A 22,006-nucleotide genomic window follows, 5' to 3' on the forward strand; every position below is an offset into this window, starting at 1 on the left:
GAAGTATGGACAGTATCAAGGCGATACAGAGAGCAACCTCGAAAAACACATATAAAATCGCCAGTAGCTGATTGTATGTACAATGAGTATAAGCAAGTGCTCGCTTACACTTTTTAACCAGTTTTGTACACTCTTTGACACTTTTTTGCCCAAAATGGCATATGCTTTTATGTAGACATCTTTGGGATGGAAAAATGCTATATGCATATCTTTTTCAGGGACGATGCCTTTTTCTCATGTGACCCTACCTTTTTATACTGAAATGCCGCTAGCATCAAAAAAACCAAGCACATCAACAGTAATGCAAAAAAATGAAAGTATCCGCTGTACCCTTGCCCTAATCCCACACAGGCTAATCCAAGTTGAGATAAATGGTAGCTCGGTAAAAGCCAGGCAAACTGCTGCAAAAACTCAGGCATTAAAAATATGGGCAGCCAAAGTCCAGAGAGCATTGCCATAGGTAAAAATACCAAGTTAGTTATCGCAGATGCAGCTTTCGCAGTGAATTTAAGCCCAAGCGTTAGGCCGAGGAGACAAAAGGGGACCGTGCCTACAACCGCTAAAACCAGTAATGCCGTCAACTGTAGTAAATCAAGTTGTACGCCGCCGAGTAGCCAAGCAAAGACAAATAACAGCACTGAAATAACCACAGTAAATGCCACTGCACTTAAAGATTTTGCAAACAAATAATACACGGTAGGCATAGGTGAAAGCAGTTTGAGTTCGAGCCACCCACTTTCTCTTTCTTGTGCCACATGCGCACCAAAGTTAAACAGCGACGGTGCCATAAGACCGAATACCATATAGTTAATCATTGTGTAAGTACTTATCTCTACGCTTGATTGTGGCTTGTCTTGAACCATAAAGATGCCAAAAAATAGATAGAGCAGGACTGGAAATGCAACCGCAGGGACAACAAATCCAGGTGTTCTAAGTGCTGACAGCAAGTCCAGTTTAGTCTCTAAAAATAAGGTATGAACGACACTTTTCATGACAACTCCCCCTTTGTAATATCTATGAATGCCTGCGTAAGCGATAAAGGCGAAACTGATAACCCCTGCATTGGTACATTGTGGTGGTGCAAAATGCTGATCACATTAGCAGCATCATCTGTTGCGATATAAATTTGGTTCCCCGCCTTGTGCACCGCAAACATGGGAAGTAGCGCTCTAATTGTTGCCTCGGAAAACTCGCTCACAAAACGGAGTTCACTGCGTTGTTGTTTGGCTTTCAACTGGCTAGGTGTGCCATGGGTAACGACTTCTCCCGCGCGTAATATCAACACTTGATCCGTCACTGACTCAACTTCATGCAAGTTATGCGTCGTCAGAATGACGGTCGTTCCCTGTTGTTTAAGCTGGATGATTCGTGCCCATAACCGCCGTCGCATATGCACATCCATCCCCAATGTTGGTTCATCTAAAAAAACCAGCTTAGGCTGACCAATTAACGCCAGACTGAACAATAAACGTTGCTTTTCTCCACCTGAGAGTTCACCAAAAAAAGTCGACTTTTGTGATTCTAATTCAGCCAATTGTAAAGCCCCTTGCCAACTCATAGGGGTATGGTAATAACTTCTAAAAAGCTGAATAAACTCAATCACCCGAATGTTACTCGGTAGTGACCCCACTTGTAACATTGCGCCCACTTGGTTTTTTATTTCGGATGTTCCCGGCTGGTGACCCAATACGGAGATATGGCCTGATGTAGGGTTTAGTCGCCCTAATAGCAGCTTCACGAGCGTTGTTTTACCTGCGCCATTTTCGCCAATAATAGAATAAATATTGCCTGAGGCGAGCTGACAAGTAATGTTCCTGATAGCTTCACTGTTTGTGTATGAAAAACTAACTTGCTCTAAATTGACTGCCCAATTCATTACGCTCCCTTAGACCCATAATACAAGGTCTTTATTTTCGATACATGCAGTATGAAAAAAAGGCCTCATATTGTTGAGTGAGGGTTGTCATAAAATCAGATGACTTTTGTCAGAGTAGAAACAACACAACAAATGATTGCCCAACGGGCAGCTGATAAGTTTGCATCTCTACGTTGCCGAGTTAAGGCGCGTACGACAAAAAATGGCCATACGCCTAGCAAACATTAGGATGAGCTGGGGAGCTCAAATTGACTAAATAACGCAGCGACATTTACTTTGGCTTCAAGTCTCGCTGCAATTAAATAGAGACCCGCTAGTTTACGATGAATAAACAACGCATCCACGGGAGGTGTATGCCATTCTCCCTCACGTGTGCTTAATGACATGCCCTTGTCTCTGATCCTCATCGCCACATCACTTGTTGCAAAATCATATGGCTGCTTTGCTCTTAGCGGCTCTGTCGCCATAAAAAATAGTGCTAGTACCATTTCTTTATAAGCGTCGTCTATTTGCTCACCAAAGTATCCGATCTGCTGCACCGCTTCAGCCATCAACGCTCTGTCGTTTTCCAACCCCGCCTTGAGTAATTTCCAATAACCCTCGACCAAGTTGTCATCGATACTGCGGGATGCCCCAAAATCCAACAAAACTAACTGTTTCTGCTGCATATTATAAGCGTAGTTTGCGAGGTTAGGATCACTTTGTACAGTCTGTAGTTCGAACATTTCAATGAAGAATAGTAAGATTAGATCACTGGCAAGTTTATCTCGTAATTCAACGCTTGCATCAGTAAAGTCATCTAAAGGTTGTCCATCTACATATTCCATAGCAAGGATACAGCCCGTTGAGTATTCTGGATAATATCGAGGAACTTTAAACTGCGGGTAAGGTGCTAGACCATCCGCAAACTCAACTAATCGCTGCCCCTCTATTTGATAGTTTGTCTCAACCAAGAGCTGCTTTTTAGCCTCCATCATCAACGGCTCTATTGCGACTTGTTTTGGCATAAGTCCAGAAAGTTTTATTAACATCGCCACATTGTCCACATCACTATCGATACTACTTGCAACGCCTGGGTATTGAATTTTGAGCGCTAACTTTTTGCCCGACTCCGTTGTAGCCTCGTGCACTTGGCCGATTGACGCGCGCGCAAAACTACGAAGTTCTATATGACTAAACTTATCGAGCCAATCGACCCCCCAGTTGCTTTTTAATAACGCGATTAACTGTTTGTGGGGCATTGGCTGTGCATCTGCACGTAGCTTTTCCAACAGTGTAGCTAGCTCTTTTGGCAATAAATCGCCCGCATCCATAGACAAAAGCTGACCTAACTTCATAGCTGCGCCTCGTAAGTGCGCAAGTTTATCTGCTATGGCGTGAATATTCTTAGGCTGAAGTAACAAATCCTTGCGCGACACTTGTCGACCCGTTAACACTTGTTTCGCACCGCTGATCATCACATTCGACGCGACTTTTCCTGCTAGCCCACCTAAATGCGCTAACCTAGATACTCGTGATGAAGGAACTTTCTTACTTTTTTCTGCCATATATGCCTCAGAGTGCGTACAAAGATTTATGAGTATTTGTTAAAGGTACTTAAATGCCATAGCCATGGATCATTTTCATACTCAAGAAGCCGCCGATTGCCTATTAAAGTGCCCCAGTATAACAAACTTGCTCATAGAAGCGCCTCTCTCGCACCAAATAAAAGGATGACTTTTCTTAAACTATCAATACGCTATACTTAAGTCTGTTCAGTACAATAAAAGTTAATCGCACCTCAAATGAAGTATCTGTTTGCAGCCTTAGTACTCGTATTTTCCAAGCAGCTAGTCGCTGAGCAATATCATTTTGTATCAATAAACTTTCTGATAGAGCAAGAAATTGGCCGCATTGTACTACCAGAGATCTATAAACGCTTAGACATAGATATCAAGATTACCCCCCTCCCAGGAAAAAGAGCGCAATTTGAAGCAAGTACAGGCCTAAAACATGGTGAGATCATGCGGATATTCAGTTACGGAGAAGAGACCCCCAGCACAATTCGCGTACCAACCCCCTACTATTACCTTGAAACCATGGCATTTGTTAGAAAAGACAGCGGCGTAAAGATAGATTCAGTAGACGCATTGAGAAACTATCATATCGTTAAGGTCAGAGGTGTAAAGCACACCAATAATATCACCAAAGGCATGAAGTACGTCGAAGATATGGATACCACGAAACAAATATTGAGACTTGTCTCGGCGGGCCTTGCAGATGTGGCACTCACCAATCGTATTGATGGTTTGGTCCAGTTAGACGAATTGGGGATTACCAATGTTGAGCCGCTTAACAAGAACTTAGCCGTGCTTGAGTTATTTCATTACATTCATGAATCTCAAAAACATCTGGTGCCGTTGGTCAATAACAAGATTATTGAAATGCAGCGCTCAGGCGAACTTGCTGCACTTATCTCAAAAGCCGAGCAACAGGTTATTAAAAACACACAGTATTTTCCTTAAATATGTAGAGTCATTCTTTAAAAAAGAATGAAACCATCGATTTTTGGCAATTTTATTCTACCAATAATAAATTTAAAGTAATTTCATTGACACTTAATCATTGAGATAACGATGAAGATTGTAAACGTTACTAAAGCTCACCCCACGCAAGATGGCGCAGGTGTAAAAATTAACCGCATCGCAGGCTTTGATGGTCGCAGCATTGACCCCTTTTTGATGATCGATGAACTAAAATCGGATAACTCACAAGATTTTATTGGCGGCTTCCCTGCACATCCCCACAGAGGTATCGAAACCTTTACTTACATTAGAAAGGGCGGCTTTGAGCATCAGGATCAGATGGGAAATAAAAAAGCCATTCGTGCCGGGCAAGTACAATGGATGAGTACTGGTCGAGGCGTCATTCACTCTGAGATGCCACTGACTGATGCACAACATGGTATGCATGGGTTTCAAATATGGTTGAACATGCCGGCTAAAAACAAACTGGATCCGCCAAAATATCAAGATTCGAATGACCGCATACTGCCCAGCATCGTCAATGAATCAGGCGCTCAGTTGACCGCTCTCGCAGGAGATTGGCATTTTGAAGGACAACGAGTCTCTTCTGGGTTAAATGACTTATCGGGTGGCGGGGCAATCAGTGATATCATGCTGCCAGCCAATAGCGCCCTTCAAATGGACTTGTCTCATTTTGGGAAGGTTGTTGCTTATGTCCACACTGGCGAGTTAAAGGACCAGTATTTTAAAGCCGGTTATGCAATCACGTTGGACCCATCCCACCCTATTAAACTGCACGGAGGCGACTCGGAATCAGGCATACTATTTCTTGCTGGACATCCGATCAATGAAAAAATTGCGCATATGGGGCCATTTGTTATGAATACCCAAGAAGAGCTGCATCAAGCAGTGAGAGATTATCATGCAGGAAAGTTTGGAAATCTATAAGTATCACCTTAAATTGGAAATCATAAACTGCCTGTAAACCCCTTTTACAGGCTTTAACAAGTTAATGATTTTCAATAATTTACTTAAGTTTTGCGGTTATATATACTGCACAAAAATAACTAAAACTGCATTTTTATGAAAGTCACCCTATTTGCTTTGCTTTTAGGCACGATGGCGAGCACACAGGCATCTCCTTCTCAGCTTACATCGCTGCATGATGAAACACGCCAAAGAACGATTCCGATTTCAGTCTCTTTACCGCAGCAACCGAGTCACTGTTCGGTTGAACAACCTTGCAAGGTTGCCTTCATTAGCGCAGGATATGGTGTATCACATAAAGCGTATTCATTTATCAACAACCAACTCACCTCTCACGGGTATCTGTCCGTAGCCATTAAACATGAGCTTGCTTCAGATCCATCACTCTCGGTGTCTGGTAATTTGTATCAAACTCGTCAAGAAAACTGGCAAAGGGGAGCAAAAACATTACGGTTTGTGCGCGAGTACCTCACAACACAATTTCCTGAATATGATTTTACTCGTATACTGCTAGTTGGGCACTCGAATGGAGGGGACCTTTCTTCATTACTTATCAACCAAGGCGCTGAATTTATTGCGGGACTCATTACACTCGACCATAGACGCGTTCCACTGCCTAGAACGACACACATTTCAGTCCTTTCAATACGTGCAAGTGACTTCCCGGCGGATCCGGGTGTACTATATACAACACTAGAGCAATCAACCTATGGTGGTTGCATCGTTAAAATCCCCGGCGCCAAACATAACGACATGACAGATCAGGGGCCTGCATGGTTAAAAGCCTCCATCGCAAAGCTGCTTTCAGGCTACCTAAATAACAAAAAATGTGAACAGCTAATGCAATGATTAAACTGTAACAAAACGCATTGAGCGCGGTAAACTTTTGTCTGAAAAGTCACTATTAGGTAACTGAAATTGCGCTCTAGCACATCAAAGCAAGAGTTCACCTTCAATGGGGTTAAATTGAGTCGCGGCATACATCAGGCTCTGTGCAGTCAATGTTTCCACGCCATAAACCTCGACTTGAGACTGATACTTTTCCCGGACCGTATTGACGAGGATATCAAAATCTCCATCGCCAGATACCAAAACAATGACATCCGAATCTTTTGCACACTCGAGGACATCAATAGTAATACCAACGTCCCAATCCCCTTTTGCAGTACCATCTGAACGCTGAATAAAAGGCTTTAATTTGACTTCAAAACCAATCGCTCTGAGAATATTTTGGAATTGTAGTTGCTTTTCATCTCCACGATTAATGGCATATGCATAAGCATTCACGACCTCTCTATCTTTGGTCACAGATGCCCAAAAATGGTTATAATCAAAGTTCCTTTTAAATGCACTGCGCGTCGTATAATAGACGTTTTGAACATCAACAAAGATACTTAATTTTTTCTTTTTAATTTGCTCGGACACTTAGTTCATCCTCAAAGGTGCCAAAAGTGACACGCTGAATGCTTAACATAAGGTATCACTTTGGCATCTCACGCATAAGCAATCAACAAAAGTTTTAATTTGCCAGACGTCCTCTTAAAACAGAGTAGTGCATGGCATTGAAAATTCTGTCAGTGTCCCCTATAGTTCACAGTATCGCCTCATCGATATCAAGTTTGTCCACTGTAGTCCTTGCGAAGTTTAAACATTCGTCAAGCTATTAAAGTATGCTACTTTTGCTAATGAGATTCGAGCTTCATCTAATTTTGAGATACAAACCAAAGTCAGGCGAGGTATCAGTTTACAAGACCATATCGCCCCCAGCCAAGCCAACTCGGTTGTCAAAATGAGTTCCTAGTACTCAACGTATTTTTAAACTTGGGTATTATGTTGCCATTAACAGCGCCTCTACGCTGTATAAAAAAGCGCATATGTAACGAACAATTATTCAACACTCTATTTAACATAAACTGCATAGAGATATGGTTTATTGTGCTATTGGCATACTGTTAAGGGCTTGGGTCTATAGCAAACGGTATAGTTTAAGCCTATCTTGATGTTGTATTCCATTTTCAAATAAAGGCTGGTTGTAATGCCGTACAAAGTAATCCTTTTCGACGCTTTCAACCCTAAATCCCCGACGCTGATAATATGTTAATTGATAACCAAAAGTACCTGTACCTAACTCAACTCTATGATATTTATCCGCCTTTAACTGAGCTATAACATAGTTCAGTATGCGTGTACCCACACCTAACTTTTGCTTGTCAGGTACAACCGCTATATTACAAATTTCGCAATGTTGGCTGGAAAGGGGCTTTACAATACACACTGCAATAATTTGGTTATTCTGTTTGGCAACATAGCACTTCGAGTCATGAATGTAAGATGCTATCTTACGTTCAGATGGATCGGCTTCTAACAACAACGAGAGCGGCAGCTCTTCTTGCGTCAATTCAAAAATAATCTCAGACACTATTACTTTCCTTTTGGTAATGATAGCAAGGTCGCTCACAATACAGCCACTCAAAACAAGTGCACATTGCTCTATCACCGTCATCAGCTCGCATTTGTTTTACCGCAGCACTGGCGGCTCGACGTTTAATTGAATTTTACAAGATAACCCCAAAGCGGACCTATACCAGCACTAAAACGGCAAAAGAATACGTTCTCCGCTCAGAGTCATGACAAGCGTCATAGCAGCAATCATGGTCACACAAAGCCGCCTTCAGCGCACACTGTACTTTTGCTCCCTATAATAACCTGTTGTGACCACCATACTCCCCCTCGCAAACGCGTCTTAGTATATGCACTAGCCTATATCAACGCTTAAATAAGCACTATGCATAAACTAATTAAATCGCACTTAAAACAACTTTGTTTGATCAACAGAAGGGGAATTGTCACTTTTATACCTTAGTTTAGAAAGTTCAGCGGTTGTTCAAACCAATATTAAGGAGGGAAAAATATGGACATCGTATTGATACCTGCCAGCGAAGGAGACAAGCCATATTTACTGGCATTGCGACAGCAAACAATGACTTCACATTTAGAGCGACAAGGCATATTTTTAAGTGATGAAGCACACCTTAACCGTTTAGAAGACCATTACAAGTGTTCCCACTTAGTTTTTGTTCATGGCAACAAGGTCGGTACTTTGAAGTACCTTCAAACACAAGACCGGCTTGAAATCATGCAATTACAAATCGCACCTGAATATCAAGGGCAGGGGATAGGTCGAGCAGTCATTCAAAAAATCGTTGCACAAAGCACTCACCTGCCAACTCATCTCACCGTGCTCAAAGACAACCCTGCAAAGCAGCTCTACGAGCAGCTAGGGTTTGTGACTGCCTCAGAAGATAAATACGAGTATCATATGGTATTGCCTGCCAGCACAAATTAGTGCTGGCAATCTCTTTGTCTACTCACTATCCCCGTTTCAGCGGTAAACTCTATACCGACATTGGACGAGTTGATTAAGTAGAACTTGAGATGAAACAAGCTCAATTTTTTGCGTAATGCGCAGTTCAGGTAACCATCTAATTCCACGGCCAAGAATGATGGGTACCGTGGTGACGATTATTTCATCCACTAGCGCCGCGCGGATAAAGTTTTGTACTAACTTTCCGCCATCAATATAGAGTCGGTTGTGCCCAAGTTGACTCATTTGGCTTACCAATTCTTCTTCACTTGCTCTGATTAAATAAGCTTTTCCTTGGCTTTGAACTGGAAGCTTGCTCAGACTGTGGCTTACTACATACACGGGTTTGTCATAGGGCCATTGGCCAAAGCTTAAAACCTGCTCAAAGGTATTGCGCCCCATTACTAACGCATCTATATCGCTCATAAAATCTGCAAAGCCGAGATCACTGTGCTGAGGATTGTCTATTGCAGATAACCAATCTATACCGCCATGCTCATCGGCAATGAACCCGTCCAAACTTTGAGCCAAGTATACTGTGTTCTTTGTCTTCATATCCCTTTCACTTACCTATACGCTTATTCAGCATATCGGCCGCAAGGTTGATTTAATTAGAAAAAACACGCTCATTCGCTTTAAAATATATGACTGATTACATTTCACTCCAGCGATAATCCATTTGGTGAGCCGTTTCTTTCGCTACATCATAGCCAAAACGCTTTTTAACCATGTCTAGGCTCATATCAATACCCGATGCAACACCGGCGGAGCTTGTGAAGTTTTGATCAGTCACGAATCGTTTGTCATTGACGACCCTAAGATGCTCATACTGCTCACTCAGTTCATCTACCCGCTGCCAATGAGTCGTCACTGTTTTGCCTTCAATCAAACCTGCTTTTGCAAATAAAAATACACCACTGCAGATAGACGCACAATGACGCGTATGTGTGGCCGTTTCAGCTAACCAATCCAATACGGCTTGATTATTGATGACGCGATCAAGCTTACCACCAGCCACTATTAATAAGTCAAAGCGAGGGTGTCCATGGATGCAAAAGTGCGGATTAATTGACACATCACCCCGGGTACGAATAGGGGCTTGACTGGGCGCGATCAGGCTAACATTAATGGGCCGATGTGTAATGCGCGACGCCGTAGTAAACACCTCGAGTGGGCCGCAAAAGTCGAGGGCCTCGATGCCATTATATATAAAGATACCAATTTCCATGAGTACATCACGGGATCAGAGTATGTGTAATTAAAGTGGCTCAATAATGGCTAACAATCAAGAGAAATTTTTATGAAAAAATCACCTAATAGATAACGCACTTAGTGAATTTCAAAAAATCATTAAATATACGATGAAATAGAGGTAAAAAGCGACAAATCTACACCAATGTGGTCATGTCACAATTTGCAATACTTTTCTCTTGTATCTGTTTGGCACTTGTCTTCGATTAAAGTAGTATGTTCGACAATATCGCAAGCCTGAAAAACAATAAGTACATGTGGCAGGCGCCAGTTATTGGTCAACATTGCAATTCAAATACTCACAATCAAGAAATCAGAGCATACTGAGAACACTATGAAATTAAAAATGTCTTTTTTAAGTGCAGCGGTCTGTTTAGCACTTGCAGGGTGCGGCACAACGCCAAGCACACAACAAACAACAACCGTTGAAAAAGCTCAAAAACAATATACAAACCCATTACTCAAAACGTTTAGCGGCCCGTATCAAGGGGTACCACAGTTTGGCGAAATGAAACTACAAGATCTCGTACCTGCTGCTGAAATTGCACTCGCCGAGCACTTAAGCGAATTAGACGCGATCGTTAACACTCCTGACGCCCCAACATTTGAAAATACCATTGTGGCACTGGAGCGCTCGGGTAGTGCAACTGATAGGCTTTACGCTTATTTTGTGACTTACATTACGAATCTTTCTTCAGAAGAAGTACGTGAAAAACAAGCGCAAGTTATGGCAAAGTTCTCAGAGTTCGACTCAAAGAGAAACCAAAACAAGGCATTATTCAAGCGTGTCAAAGCTGTTTACGAAAGCCCAGAATACAAAACCTTGACTCCTGAACAACAGCGCGTAACTTGGACTCAATATAATAGCTTCGCGCGAAACGGGGCGACCTTGGAAGGTGATGCAGCGAAACGTTATGCGGAAATCAACCTTGCCCTTTCTAAACTATATACAAAGTTTGGTAACAATGTCCTGGCTGACGAAGAAGGGTACACAACCTTCTTAACGAAAGAGCAACTGTCTGGCTTGCCACAAGCATTCATTGATTCAGCAGCGAGCGCCGCTAAGAAAAAAGGTCAGCCAGGTAAATACGCAATTACCAATACACGCTCCTCGATGGATCCGTTTTTAACTTACTCCACAGAACGCGCCTTACGTAAGCAAGTTTGGCAAAACTACTACAGCCGCGGCAACAATGCAGGCGAGCACAATAACAAAGAGGTGATTTCAGACATTTTGAAATTGCGCCGCGAACGTGTTGAACTACTTGGCTACGAAGATTATGCGCACTGGCGCCTAGAAGATCGCATGGCCAAAACACCAACGAATGCCATCGCATTAATGGACAAAGTATGGCCAGCAGCAATCGCGCGAGTAAAAGAAGAAGTCGCCGACATGCAAGCAATTGCAAATGCAGAAGGGGCAAACATCACCATTGAACCGTGGGACTACCGCTTCTACGCAGAAAAAGTACGTAAAGCCAAATACGACCTAGATTCAAACGAGATTAAACAATACCTTCAGCTGGATAAACTCACTGATGCGATGTTCTATGTTGCAGGGCGTCTATTTAACTATGAATTTACCCCAATCACTGACGGTTCAGTACCGGTTTACCACGCTGACGTTAAAGTATGGGAAGTGAAAAATAAGACCACCGGGGAACATATTGGCTTATGGTACCTAGACCCATTCGCGCGTAAAGGTAAGCGTTCTGGTGCATGGGCGGTCTCATTCCGTAATCACACCTCATTTGATGGCAAGACCAATGTCTTGAGCACAAATAACTCAAACTTTGTGAAAGCACCGGAAGGTCAAGCAACGCTAGTTTCTTGGAGTGATGCAGAAACGTACTTCCATGAGTTTGGTCATTCACTGCACGCGCTATCTTCTAATGTAAAATACTCAAGCTCTAACTCAGGTGTACGTGACTATACAGAGTTCCAATCACAACTTTTAGAGCGTTGGTTGTCAACAGATGAAGTCATTAACCGTTTCTTACTGCACCATGAGACTGGTAAACCAATGCCTAAATCTCTGGTTGAGAAGATCAAACAATCAGCAACCTTCAATCAAGGCTTTGCTACAACTGAGTACCTAGCTTCAGCAATTATGGATATGAAGTTCCACACAACTGATCCTGATAAAATTGGTGACCCTGTTGCGTTTGAGAAAGCACAGCTGGAAGCGATCGGTATGCCAAGTGAAGTGGTTATGCGCCATAGAACAACCCACTTTGGCCACGTATTTTCCGGCGAAGGCTATGCAACTGCTTACTACGGTTACTTGTGGGCGGAAGTGTTGACATCAGACGCTGCTGAAGCGTTTGCCAATGCGCCAGATGGTTTCTACGATAAAGAGGTCGCTAAACGTCTTGTGGACTATTTATTTGCTGTGCGCAATGCGATGGACCCAGCAGAAGCTTATCGTAAGTTCCGTGGCCGAGATGCCGATGTGAGTGCTCTGATGCGCGACCGCGGCTTCCCTGAAACAATGTAATATCTATATAGTAGGCATGCAAAATACCTGCATGCCTTCTCACCTACATATCACACAGCTGACCATTCGCATCAAGTATCTTGATCCGCTGTAATTGTTTAATCAGTGTCGCCATATTAAACGGCTTAATAACAAACCCATCAACTTTGTGCAGTAAAATCTCTTGAACACGCTCTTTGGTATTTTCGCAAGTGACCATCAGTACAGGCATTTTAGCCAACTGAGGTGTGGCACGTATTTTGTCCAGCAAAGTGAGGCCATCTACAAAGGGCATATTTAAATCAGAGATCACTAAGCTATATTTACGTTTACCCAGCAATGTTAGAGCCTGCTTGCCATCAGTGGCTTCATCAATATGACTAAACCCCACATTGCGAAGCATGTTTATCATCACATGTCGCATCGTGGTCATATCATCAACAACCAGTATTCGCATTGTCTATCCTTAATCACTGCGTAAAACGAGTCAGGTAAATAAAAACTAGCTAAATAATTGCTTGTTGTCTAACCGTATGCACGCTACATTCTAGGTTATACAGCACGGGCATGGACTTTGTGACAGATATGCTCAGCTAACAAGGGAAACTAGCAAACTCAAAATAAGGGGGGTACTGATGCGATGTGAACACACAGACTACCTTGAACTAGCCTGTGTTAAGGGGTTTGAACTGGCTGTTATTACCGCTGATGGTCTTTCAGTCTCAGGTAAAGCACATGACATTGTATACAACCCGCACAAGCAGCAATGCCTTGTGTTGATTACGCATGAGCAAAAAAAGCTCATCCAGCTAGAAGACATCGTCACGCTTACTGCGCTGACCGCCAATACCTACTTTACAACAATCACCTTTAAAGACTAAGTTACTCTGTTTTTAATGACAAAGACATAAAGACACTTAGAGGGTTATCTCGATACAAACCAAAGCGCTCGCAGCGGTCAAAACCCAGAGACTCATATAACTTTATCGATTCTTCTTGCTTGATACCTGTCTCTAAGCGAATCAGTGGGATCTGCGCATCTCCAGCATAATGTAGTAATATTTGCATTATGCGCTTTGACAAGCCCTTGCCTCGATATTTAGGTTTCACATACAAACGTTTTATTTCGCCATAAAGCGTTTTATCAAACTGTTTAACAATCGCTCCACAGGCAACTATTTCTTCTTCATTCATCAAACCAACTGCACGCACATTTGGTTGATTCAACTCTTCGAGTGCCAATGACTGGTCACTTGCAATGGGGTAAAGTGTATTCATTAGGCGATCGATTTCAGAAAATAAATCTACCACATTAGAATCATCAGGCTTTAGCTCGACTAGTTGCATAGGGTCCCTTTTACATTGTTATTTTGTAAGTCAAGATGACACTGCCATAGGCGTGATCACGGCGCTTATTCACCGCAATGCTAATTGTGAGACCGACCTTGAACATCAATGTTCAATAAAAAGCGGTATTAAATCTCACCTAATCGAGTCAGTGCAATCGAAAGTGAGGCAAGTATAACGGAAAATATTTAAATTGTTATTAAAATGCGATTTCTTGCAGTAAATGGGTACAAAAAGACTCAAAAGCCTAGTTAATAAACAAACTGACTACGTATTATACACCGATTCATTCTGTCCCAGTTGAATCTCACTAAACGGCGTAACATACTTTAAGCCTGCGTGCTTAAAAGCGATATGGTCTTGTTCGCTATGATAATGATAGGCCCATAAGCGCGCTAACAACGCCGCTGGGTATTCACTGAGTAGATCATCTATCCCACTATGGCTCGGGTTACCTTTCACACCACAATCATGGAATATCGTTTCTCCACTGGTTGCCATATGCATGAGTAACTCAGGAATAGGGCGAGTATCTCCGCTATAAAAAACTTTGCCCGGCAGGTGCAAGGAATAGGCAGAGTTGGGCGCATGATGTCGTACTGGATACACCCATAACTTAACCCCTTGGTGCCAAAAAGACTCCGAGACTGGATGTAAAATAAAGGTGCTCCACACATCTGCTTTCCCCTCCGAGAGCTGAGTGTACCGTAGCATTGCACATAACTGCTGGACGAGGAGCACTGGGACATATAAACGAACGTGTTTACCCGACAATGCAGCCTTAAAAAACAGCTGCTCTAACCCACCAACATGATCATAATGTAAATGTGTAATAAATACGTGACTGGGCAGTTGGTTTGAAAATACCTGCTTGAATCGGTTGACACTGTCATGGCCACAATCGATCAGCAGCCAGGGTTTTTCTTGTTTACATAAGACACATGCCGAATTTCCCAAGGACTCAGCGCTTGCATCCCCAACCCCTAAGAATACAGCGACGTCAGGAACTAGTGATCGCAGACATGCACTCTCCCAACTGTTTGTGACTGATTGAGTACGCGAGAGATCTTTCAACATATTGTTAGTCTCCAACTGAGAGCGACGATTCCACGCTACCATCTGGAGTTGACAATGACATGACAAAAATTGACGAATATGTTTGTATAAGCTTCACTTTTTGGTGAATAACGCTAATTTAGCCAGCTCATAAAAAATAAAAAGCCCATACTTATCATACAGATAAAAAATACACCATTTGGCACTGCGCTTGCTCACTACAATAACAAATCCAAATAATAGAAAGAAAAAAACCATGATAAAAAGACTCTCGCCACTTTTATGCACAATCTTGCTTAGCGGATGTATCATACATGTTGACTCGAACGCCCAAGTGCCCCACAAAGAGCTAACACGCTCTTTATCTTTGGCTTCGAACAATCTAAATCAGATAAACATTGAAAATAGTGCTGGTAACATCATTGTCAGCGGTCATTCAGATGTGGATGACATTACTGTCACCGCGAATATCATCACGTTTGAAAATAGAAGTTACACTTTCACATTAGAACAATCAGGTGATGAAGCAAACCTGATTGCGAAACATGACCCTCATGTTGGCGTGCTTTGGTATCCTAACAAAAGTCCCAAAATCGACATTGAAGTGCAAGTACCTAGCAAATTGCTCGTAGCAGTAGAAGATGGTTCAGGCGCCATGGCTATTAGCAATGTAAAGGGGGTTTCAATTGACGACAGCTCAGGTCATATCACGCTTAATAAAATCTCTGGTAAAGTCCAAATAACCGATGGGTCCGGTGCGATTACCATTAATGACATCAAGGGGCACTTATCGATTGATGACGATTCAGGCGATATCAAAATCAATGCGGTGTCCGGCAATATTGAAATTGAAGATGGCTCAGGTGATATTGATATCGAAAATGGCGCCGAAGTCTCTATCGAGGACAACTCTGGCGATATCACTATCAAACACGTTACGGGCAGTATTAAATTGGATGATGGCTCTGGTGAGATCAATGTTGATGGCGCACAAACACTGAATGTAAGCGATGATTCTGGTGATATCAAAGTAAAGAACATTGACGGCAATGTTGATATTATAGATGGCTCGGGCAGTATCTGGGTAAACCGCATTCAAGGCCATGTTGTGATCGAAGATAGTTCGGGTGACATTAATGTCAGTGACAGCCAGCAACTGGAAATAAAAGACGATAGTTCAGGCGAAGTAAACGTTTCTAATGTCAGAAAAGTCATTGAATTTGATTAACAAGCCGCAAATCTTCCTTGTACCACGCGCAGTTCGAACCTTTTAGTGGTACAAGGTATCCAGCCAGCCAGATCGCTCCCAAAGCGAGTAAATGGAATGATAAATTCTGATACACTAGAAAATCTATCATAACTAGCTATTAGCACTTATAAGCTAAGTGTATCTTTGCAAAAAAAAATGCATATTAAGTGCGTGCCGTTAATAATATTTACCGATGTCACCGCCTACGTAGTTACCATAATATGGCCCTATTATGTAAAACTATGGATTTAACGTGTTTAAACGACTTGCCGCAGCCAGTATATTTTCATTAGCTGCCATTGGACTTCCCGTGGCTGCGTCAGAGGTGTTTCCCCAATATAAAGCACTGTCAGAAGCAAAAGGTAAGAAAGACAGACCAGCATTGCTTGAATTGGCAAACGCTCTATTGCAAGACGAGACTTTAAGCGCTGAGGAAATCACATATGTTCTACATAGAAGTGCGCTGCACCTCGTCAGAGAAAATCAATTTGAACATGCACAGCAACGCTTAACTCAACTCGCATTGCACCTCAAAGACTTTCCTGATGACAATCTACAAGGCAAGTATCATTGGGTATCAGGGGATCTTTCGTTACTACTGGGTGACAATCAAGCCGCTGAATATCACTTTGGTCAAGCCGTTGTGTTGTTTACTCAAACTCAAGACATACGTATGCTCAGTCATGCGCATCGCTTGTTGGCCAATGTGCTCTCGGCAAAACGAGATTATTTTCAAGCGGTGTCTCATGTTTATCAAGCTAAAGACACCGCATTGAAGATAAACCACACGCAATTGTTCGATGCGGCGCTCAGTACTGAGGCACGCATTTACAGTGACTTTAAGCAATTTGACAAAGCACTGGATGTACTAAATCAAAAGCTGCAAGTTCAAAACGACCAAGCCCAAGTTAGTCAGGCCCATTTATCCGCAACCTATTTCAGTCTTGCGAAGATATACCGAAACCTCTCAGACCATGAAGCCGCATTGTCTGCATTTAAAAAGGCCTACGAATTGGATGCCCAGTTGCAAGACAAAAACTATATGGGTATATCTCTACTCCAAATTGCAAATCAGCATCTTGAGTTAGACGATATAACTGCCGCACAACTGGCTGTGGAACAAGCACTGACACTCTTTAAAACAGTAAAAAATAGCCAGAACATAGGCCAAGCACAAGCCATGCTCGGGCAAGTGAAGTTGGCAAAACAGCAATTTGATGAAGCAATTACCCTACTTAAAACCGGGCTAGAAAAAATCAGCTACGACAAAAATAGGCAGTTAAATGAAAAGTACAGCGCCTATTTAGGGCAAGCACTATCTTACACCCAGCCCGCACGCGCTGTTGCGCTGCTCACGCCCATGCTTGATTCCGCCAGTTCTCACAACACCTTGCGTATTTTAACGAGCCTCTCTCGAGCCCATAAACATTTAGCCCACTTTGAACAAGCGCTCAGCTACCATGAGCAAGCACTCAGTCACAAACAAATACTGAATGAGCAAGAGATAACAGCAAGACTTCAAGCGAAAAAGCTAAATAGCGAGTTGGGTTTAAAAAGCCTCGAAGTAAGCGAACTGCAAGCTGGACTTGAAGAGCAGCAACAAGACACCAAAACACGCACTGTTGTACTCGCCTCAGCAATTATTGTGTTGACCAACTTTTTACTGCTTTTTTATCTCTATCACCTCAAAAGACGCCGAGTCATGGAAAAGGAGACGGAGCTGCTAAACCAGAGCCTAAACCTCAAACAACAACTTTTAGCAGATGTTTCTCATGAGCTTCGCACGCCTTTGACAGTATTGAAATTGAATATAGAAGCATTAGAGTACAACTTAACTGAAGATCCAAAAGCCACGTATCAGGTTTTACAGCGTAGATTGGATATGCTCAATACATTGATTGCAGACATCTACGAATTAGCCCAAGCTGACACCAATAACCTCAGGTTAGAATTTGAAACCCTGCAAGCAAGCAGCTTATTTGATGAATTACTGATTGCCATTGGTCCAATCATCGATGTGCCTGACATAGAAGTAAGCTATGACAACCATTTGCAAGATTCTCTCCAGGTGGAGTGTGATATCAGTCGCTTAAACCAAGTGTTCAATAACTTAGCCAGAAACAGTGTCCACTACACTGATAGGCCAGGTAAAATCAAAATCAGGGTGTACCAACAACATCATACGATTGTTTGTACTTTTGAAGACAGCGCACCCGGTGTGAGTTCTGCCGCACTAGGCAAATTGTTTGAACGTCTGTATCGCTGCGATAAATCTCGTAGCAGAGATTTAGGTGGCTCAGGCCTTGGGCTATCCATCTGCGAAAAAATAATTGAGCTTCACCACGGTGCAATAGAAGCAAAACACAGTGAACTGGGTGGTGTATTCATTAAATTTACTTTGCCTATCAAGCTCACTCACACCTGATCAACGCCACAACGTGACCAAGGCTGCAACCTCTCTTAGCTGCCAAAGCGCCCCTGCTTTGGTCCTTTTTGCCCACCACAAGAAATTTAGCTGTACCTAATCAATTTGTCATTTAACGACTATATTTTGATTAAGTTCGTTTTGTGCACAGCACAACCAATCTATTTTTTTGATTGATTTGATTTATTCAATCAAATATACAAAACATAAACTCGGCGACATAATAGCTCCATCAACTTTCGAGGAGAATAGAAAAATGCTAAACAATATTGAAGGCAAAACGGTACCATCGGTCACTTTCCCAATTCGCGTTGGAGAAGAGTTTCAACACATCACTTCTGATGAGCTATTCAAAGGCAAAACAGTCATCGTATTTTCACTACCTGGTGCATTTACGCCAACTTGTTCATCGACACACTTGCCGAGATACAATGAACTGGCACATGTATTTAAACAAAATGGCGTAGACGACATTGTGTGTATGTCAGTCAATGACACTTTTGTCATGAATGCTTGGGCTCAGGATCAAGAAGCTGAAAACGTCACCTTAATCCCTGATGGTAACGGTGAATTTACTGACGGCATGGGCATGTTGGTAGATAAAAGCGATTTAGGCTTTGGTAAACGTAGCTGGCGCTACTCGATGCTAGTCAAAGACGGCGTTATTGAAAAAATGTTCATTGAGCCTGACGTACCAGGTGACCCATTTGAAGTGTCAGACGCAGATACGATGCTGGCTTACATCAACCCAGATCAGAAAAAACCAGAGCCCGTTTCAATTATAACAAAGCCAGGTTGCCCATTCTGTGCAAAAGCCAAAGCATTGCTAAGCGAGCAAGGACTAGTATATGAAGAGCTTGTACTGGGTCAGCAAGCGAGCCTTACAAGCTTAAAAGCGCTTTCGGGACGTGAAACAGTACCTCAAGTATTTATTGGTGGCCAGCATATTGGTGGCTCAGATGACTTAACTGTTTACTTTGAAAATAACTAAAACCAGTACTGTAAAGGGGTTTTACACCCCTTATACATCCCCTTTCATAATTGAGTGAGGTAATAATGAAACAGCTTGAAACAGATGTCGTTGTAATTGGTGCTGGAACTGCTGGCCTGAGCGCATACCGAAATGCCAAACAATATACCCCCAACGTATTAATGGTTGAATCCGGGAAATATGGCACAACCTGCGCACGAGTTGGCTGTATGCCAAGTAAGCTGTTAATAGCTGCCGCAGAAGCTGCACACAGCGTTGAACATGCGCCAAAATTTGGCGTGTTGACAGAAAAGCCTGTCATTGATGGTAAAGCAGTCATGGCCCGAGTGCGCAGCGAACGAGATCGATTCGTTGGCTTTGTGGTAGAAGCTGTTGAAGAATTACCTCAAGAAGACCGTATTATTGGCCATGCAAAGTTTTTAGATGATAATCGCCTACAAATAGATGATCATACGATTATTTCAGCTAAACGCTTTGTTGTTGCAACAGGCTCAAGACCGAATATTCCACCGCCATTTCTTGCTTTTGGGGAAAAGCTAATCATTAATGATGATGTGTTCGATTGGCAGGACCTCCCAGATTCAGTTGCGGTATTCGGCCCTGGGGTAATTGGTCTAGAAATTGGACAGGCACTCCATCGTTTGGGCGTCAACGTCAAACTATTTGGCGTCGGAGGTAACATTGGTCCTTTAACTGACCCCGTCATTCGAGATTATGCCAATACAGTATTTGCTGATGAGTTTTATGTTGACACGGATGCCAAAGTATCAGAGATGCAAGTGGTAGATGGGAAAGCCCAACTCACCTATGTTGATAAGCAAGGCAATCCACAAACAGAACAATTTGACTATGTACTCGCTGCTACAGGACGCATACCTAACGTCGACAACCTTGGTTTAGAAAATACGTCAGTAGAGCTGCAAGATCATGGTGTGCCAATTGCGGACCCACATACAATGCAATGCGGCGAGAGCCACATTTTTATCGCCGGAGATGCCAGTGACCTAATTCCACTTCTTCACGAAGCCGCAGATCAGGGCACCATCGCAGGCGCAAATGCAGGTCGCTTCCCAGACATTCGAAATGGACTACGTCGCACACCAATTGCTGCCGTATTCAGCGATCCACAAATCGGCATGGTCGGTGACAATTATGCACAGTTAACCGCAAACTATGGTGAATGCGGATGCTATGAAATTGGTGAGGTTAGTTTTGAGAACCAAGGTAGAAGCCGCGTTATGTTGAAAAACAAGGGGCATATGCGACTCTATGCGGAGCAGGGGACAGGTCTCTTTTTAGGCGCTGAATTTATTGGCCCTGGTGCAGAGCATATTGCACATCTGCTCGCATGGGCTGTACAAAATAAAATGACTGTCCCTCAAATGCTCGATATGCCTTTTTACCACCCAGTTATCGAAGAAGGGGTGAGAACCGCATTAAGGAATGTTAACGCCAAGCTTAAGTTTGGACCAGATATCATCAAGCACTGCTTGGAATGCGGTCCTGGCGCCTAGTAACTTAATCGTTTAAACGTGGAGTAAGTGAGGTCTTTACTCCACTTTAGTATAAAAGTATTCAGGGTCAAAAATTTCCGGCTCTCGTCGCTTGATTACTTTAAGAGCGCGATTCATCTGCTCAACGAGTCGCTTCCTTACACCTTGGTTACAGGCGAACCCTAAGTAAGAAGAGCGCAGCGGTAAAACAATACGAAAGTGGCTAGGGTCAATCCCTGCTCGCTTAAACTGATATCTGGCTATCACATCACCATAGGCAATTAGATCGATACGCTTCAACTTGAGCATTTGCACCAATTCAAACCCTGATGCCAAGAACACCAAGCTTTCTTTATTCACGCCCGCCTGACGCAATAGTTGATGGCCGATATCGTTTTTAACCACGCCAACTTTTAGTTTTCCTAAGCTTTGTAAGTCTGGTAACTGATACTCGGTCTCTTTGTGACCAATAATCGCGACATGGTTATCCATTGCTGGGCCAACGAATTGAAAAAGCTTGGCCCTTTCTTCTGTGTAAGTCATGGAGAAAATGCATGCGTTGTGATTGGCCAACGTCATATGGTATGCCCGTGGCCAAGGTAACAGCATCACTTCTTTAGCGTCAAAGTCCCAGTTGAGGTCCCGATAAATAGTTTTCAAGGCGTTAATGGCAATACCTTCTACGTTGCCATTAACATGGTAATTAAATGGTGGATAGTCTTCAGTAAACCATATCAGTTTGGGATCTTTGGCTTTAGCCTGACTGCTTAAGAGTGCAATCGTCATTAGAAAAGCGTTGAAAATCTGCATGGTTTGTCATCCTCATCTCATTTAAAGTGTAGATGCAAAACTAAAGTTTAAAAGGCGATTGGGCGTCAAATCATCGCCTTTGTGATGTTATGTATTGTCAGCTTCAGTAAAAGTGGCCATCATTATTCCTCTTCAAAGTCTCTTATTTCTTGGGCTTGCTCGGTCTGATTTTTTCGC

The 22,006-nt window shown here is 42.8% G+C and carries 21 protein-coding genes; 10 read left to right on the plus strand and 11 right to left on the minus strand.

The window, feature by feature from the left end; genetic code table 11:
• Nucleotides 1–197: 197 nt before the first annotated feature.
• The 3 genes from L1286_RS09680 to L1286_RS09690 form a co-directional block, all read right to left on the minus strand.
• On the minus strand, nucleotides 198–992 hold the full coding sequence (locus tag L1286_RS09680; protein WP_235406702.1) for an ABC transporter permease: 795 nt from the start codon (nucleotides 990–992) through the stop codon (nucleotides 198–200).
• Complete coding sequence (locus L1286_RS09685; RefSeq protein ID WP_235406703.1) at nucleotides 989–1,876, minus strand: ABC transporter ATP-binding protein; 888 nt, start codon at nucleotides 1,874–1,876, stop codon at nucleotides 989–991. Before L1286_RS09685 ends, L1286_RS09680 begins: the two co-directional genes overlap by 4 nt.
• A 224-nt stretch (nucleotides 1,877–2,100) precedes the next feature.
• Entirely contained in the window at nucleotides 2,101–3,423 is a 1,323-nt protein-coding gene (locus tag L1286_RS09690; RefSeq protein WP_235406704.1) for an ABC1 kinase family protein, read from the minus strand.
• A gap of 237 nt (nucleotides 3,424–3,660) precedes the next feature.
• On the opposite strand from L1286_RS09690, the gene L1286_RS09695 reads away from it, so the two are divergent.
• From L1286_RS09695 to L1286_RS09705, 3 genes are all read left to right on the plus strand, one after another.
• Entirely contained in the window at nucleotides 3,661–4,380 is a 720-nt protein-coding gene (locus L1286_RS09695; protein WP_235406705.1) for a substrate-binding periplasmic protein, read from the plus strand.
• Nucleotides 4,381–4,491: 111 nt separating this feature from the next.
• A complete protein-coding gene (locus L1286_RS09700) occupies nucleotides 4,492–5,328 on the plus strand; it encodes a pirin family protein (protein WP_235406706.1) in 837 nt (278 codons plus the stop codon).
• Nucleotides 5,329–5,463: 135 nt separating this feature from the next.
• Nucleotides 5,464–6,216 (plus strand): alpha/beta hydrolase, encoded by a 753-nt coding sequence (locus tag L1286_RS09705; protein WP_235406707.1) that lies wholly within the window; start codon nucleotides 5,464–5,466, stop codon nucleotides 6,214–6,216.
• Between the two features lie 84 nt (nucleotides 6,217–6,300).
• Here the strand turns inward: L1286_RS09705 and L1286_RS09710 are convergent, their stop codons facing one another.
• The gene (locus L1286_RS09710; RefSeq protein WP_235406708.1) at nucleotides 6,301–6,792 is read right to left on the minus strand and encodes a LabA-like NYN domain-containing protein; all 492 of its coding nucleotides are present in this window, start codon (nucleotides 6,790–6,792) and stop codon (nucleotides 6,301–6,303) included.
• Nucleotides 6,793–7,333: 541 nt separating this feature from the next.
• Nucleotides 7,334–7,786: a GNAT family N-acetyltransferase gene (locus L1286_RS09715; RefSeq protein WP_235406709.1), complete on the minus strand. Its 453-nt coding sequence runs from the start codon at nucleotides 7,784–7,786 to the stop codon at nucleotides 7,334–7,336.
• A gap of 492 nt (nucleotides 7,787–8,278) precedes the next feature.
• On the opposite strand from L1286_RS09715, the gene L1286_RS09720 reads away from it, so the two are divergent.
• A complete protein-coding gene (locus tag L1286_RS09720; protein WP_235406710.1) occupies nucleotides 8,279–8,713 on the plus strand; it encodes a GNAT family N-acetyltransferase in 435 nt (144 codons plus the stop codon).
• Between the two features lie 36 nt (nucleotides 8,714–8,749).
• Here L1286_RS09720 and L1286_RS09725 read toward each other — a convergent pair whose 3' ends face one another.
• On the minus strand, nucleotides 8,750–9,286 hold the full coding sequence (locus tag L1286_RS09725) for a dihydrofolate reductase family protein (protein ID WP_235406711.1): 537 nt from the start codon (nucleotides 9,284–9,286) through the stop codon (nucleotides 8,750–8,752).
• Between the two features lie 97 nt (nucleotides 9,287–9,383).
• Nucleotides 9,384–9,959, minus strand: coding sequence for a DJ-1/PfpI family protein (locus L1286_RS09730; RefSeq protein WP_235406712.1), 576 nt, complete (start codon nucleotides 9,957–9,959; stop codon nucleotides 9,384–9,386).
• Nucleotides 9,960–10,316: 357 nt separating this feature from the next.
• On the opposite strand from L1286_RS09730, the gene L1286_RS09735 reads away from it, so the two are divergent.
• Nucleotides 10,317–12,479, plus strand: coding sequence for a M3 family metallopeptidase (locus L1286_RS09735; protein WP_235406713.1), 2,163 nt, complete (start codon nucleotides 10,317–10,319; stop codon nucleotides 12,477–12,479).
• Nucleotides 12,480–12,522: 43 nt separating this feature from the next.
• Here L1286_RS09735 and L1286_RS09740 read toward each other — a convergent pair whose 3' ends face one another.
• Nucleotides 12,523–12,915: a response regulator gene (locus tag L1286_RS09740; protein WP_235406714.1), complete on the minus strand. Its 393-nt coding sequence runs from the start codon at nucleotides 12,913–12,915 to the stop codon at nucleotides 12,523–12,525.
• A gap of 178 nt (nucleotides 12,916–13,093) precedes the next feature.
• Here L1286_RS09740 and L1286_RS09745 point away from each other — a divergent pair, with 178 nt between their 5' ends.
• Nucleotides 13,094–13,339 carry a Rho-binding antiterminator gene (locus tag L1286_RS09745; protein ID WP_235406715.1) on the plus strand — a complete coding sequence of 82 codons (246 nt, stop codon included), beginning with the start codon at nucleotides 13,094–13,096 and terminating at the stop codon, nucleotides 13,337–13,339.
• Between the two features lies 1 nt (nucleotide 13,340).
• Here the strand turns inward: L1286_RS09745 and L1286_RS09750 are convergent, their stop codons facing one another.
• A complete protein-coding gene (locus L1286_RS09750; protein WP_235406716.1) occupies nucleotides 13,341–13,805 on the minus strand; it encodes a GNAT family N-acetyltransferase in 465 nt (154 codons plus the stop codon).
• 267 nt (nucleotides 13,806–14,072) lie between these two features.
• The gene (locus L1286_RS09755; RefSeq protein WP_235406717.1) at nucleotides 14,073–14,882 is read right to left on the minus strand and encodes an MBL fold metallo-hydrolase; all 810 of its coding nucleotides are present in this window, start codon (nucleotides 14,880–14,882) and stop codon (nucleotides 14,073–14,075) included.
• Between the two features lie 235 nt (nucleotides 14,883–15,117).
• On the opposite strand from L1286_RS09755, the gene L1286_RS09760 reads away from it, so the two are divergent.
• The 4 genes from L1286_RS09760 to L1286_RS09775 all read left to right on the plus strand — a co-directional run bounded on the left by L1286_RS09760 (nucleotide 15,118) and on the right by L1286_RS09775 (nucleotide 21,040).
• Complete coding sequence (locus tag L1286_RS09760; protein WP_235406718.1) at nucleotides 15,118–16,089, plus strand: DUF4097 family beta strand repeat-containing protein; 972 nt, start codon at nucleotides 15,118–15,120, stop codon at nucleotides 16,087–16,089.
• A gap of 274 nt (nucleotides 16,090–16,363) precedes the next feature.
• On the plus strand, nucleotides 16,364–18,535 hold the full coding sequence (locus tag L1286_RS09765; RefSeq protein WP_235406719.1) for an ATP-binding protein: 2,172 nt from the start codon (nucleotides 16,364–16,366) through the stop codon (nucleotides 18,533–18,535).
• A 256-nt stretch (nucleotides 18,536–18,791) separates the two neighbouring features.
• The gene (locus L1286_RS09770; RefSeq protein ID WP_235406720.1) at nucleotides 18,792–19,526 is read left to right on the plus strand and encodes a glutathione peroxidase; all 735 of its coding nucleotides are present in this window, start codon (nucleotides 18,792–18,794) and stop codon (nucleotides 19,524–19,526) included.
• A 65-nt stretch (nucleotides 19,527–19,591) separates the two neighbouring features.
• Nucleotides 19,592–21,040: a dihydrolipoyl dehydrogenase gene (locus L1286_RS09775; protein WP_235406721.1), complete on the plus strand. Its 1,449-nt coding sequence runs from the start codon at nucleotides 19,592–19,594 to the stop codon at nucleotides 21,038–21,040.
• 36 nt (nucleotides 21,041–21,076) lie between these two features.
• On the opposite strand, the gene L1286_RS09780 is transcribed toward L1286_RS09775, so the two are convergent.
• Nucleotides 21,077–21,829 (minus strand): substrate-binding periplasmic protein, encoded by a 753-nt coding sequence (locus L1286_RS09780; protein ID WP_235406722.1) that lies wholly within the window; start codon nucleotides 21,827–21,829, stop codon nucleotides 21,077–21,079.
• Between the last annotated feature and the right edge of the window lie 177 nt (nucleotides 21,830–22,006).

The organism is Pseudoalteromonas sp. SMS1 (assembly GCF_021530565.1).
Lineage (GTDB): Bacteria > Pseudomonadota > Gammaproteobacteria > Enterobacterales > Alteromonadaceae > Pseudoalteromonas.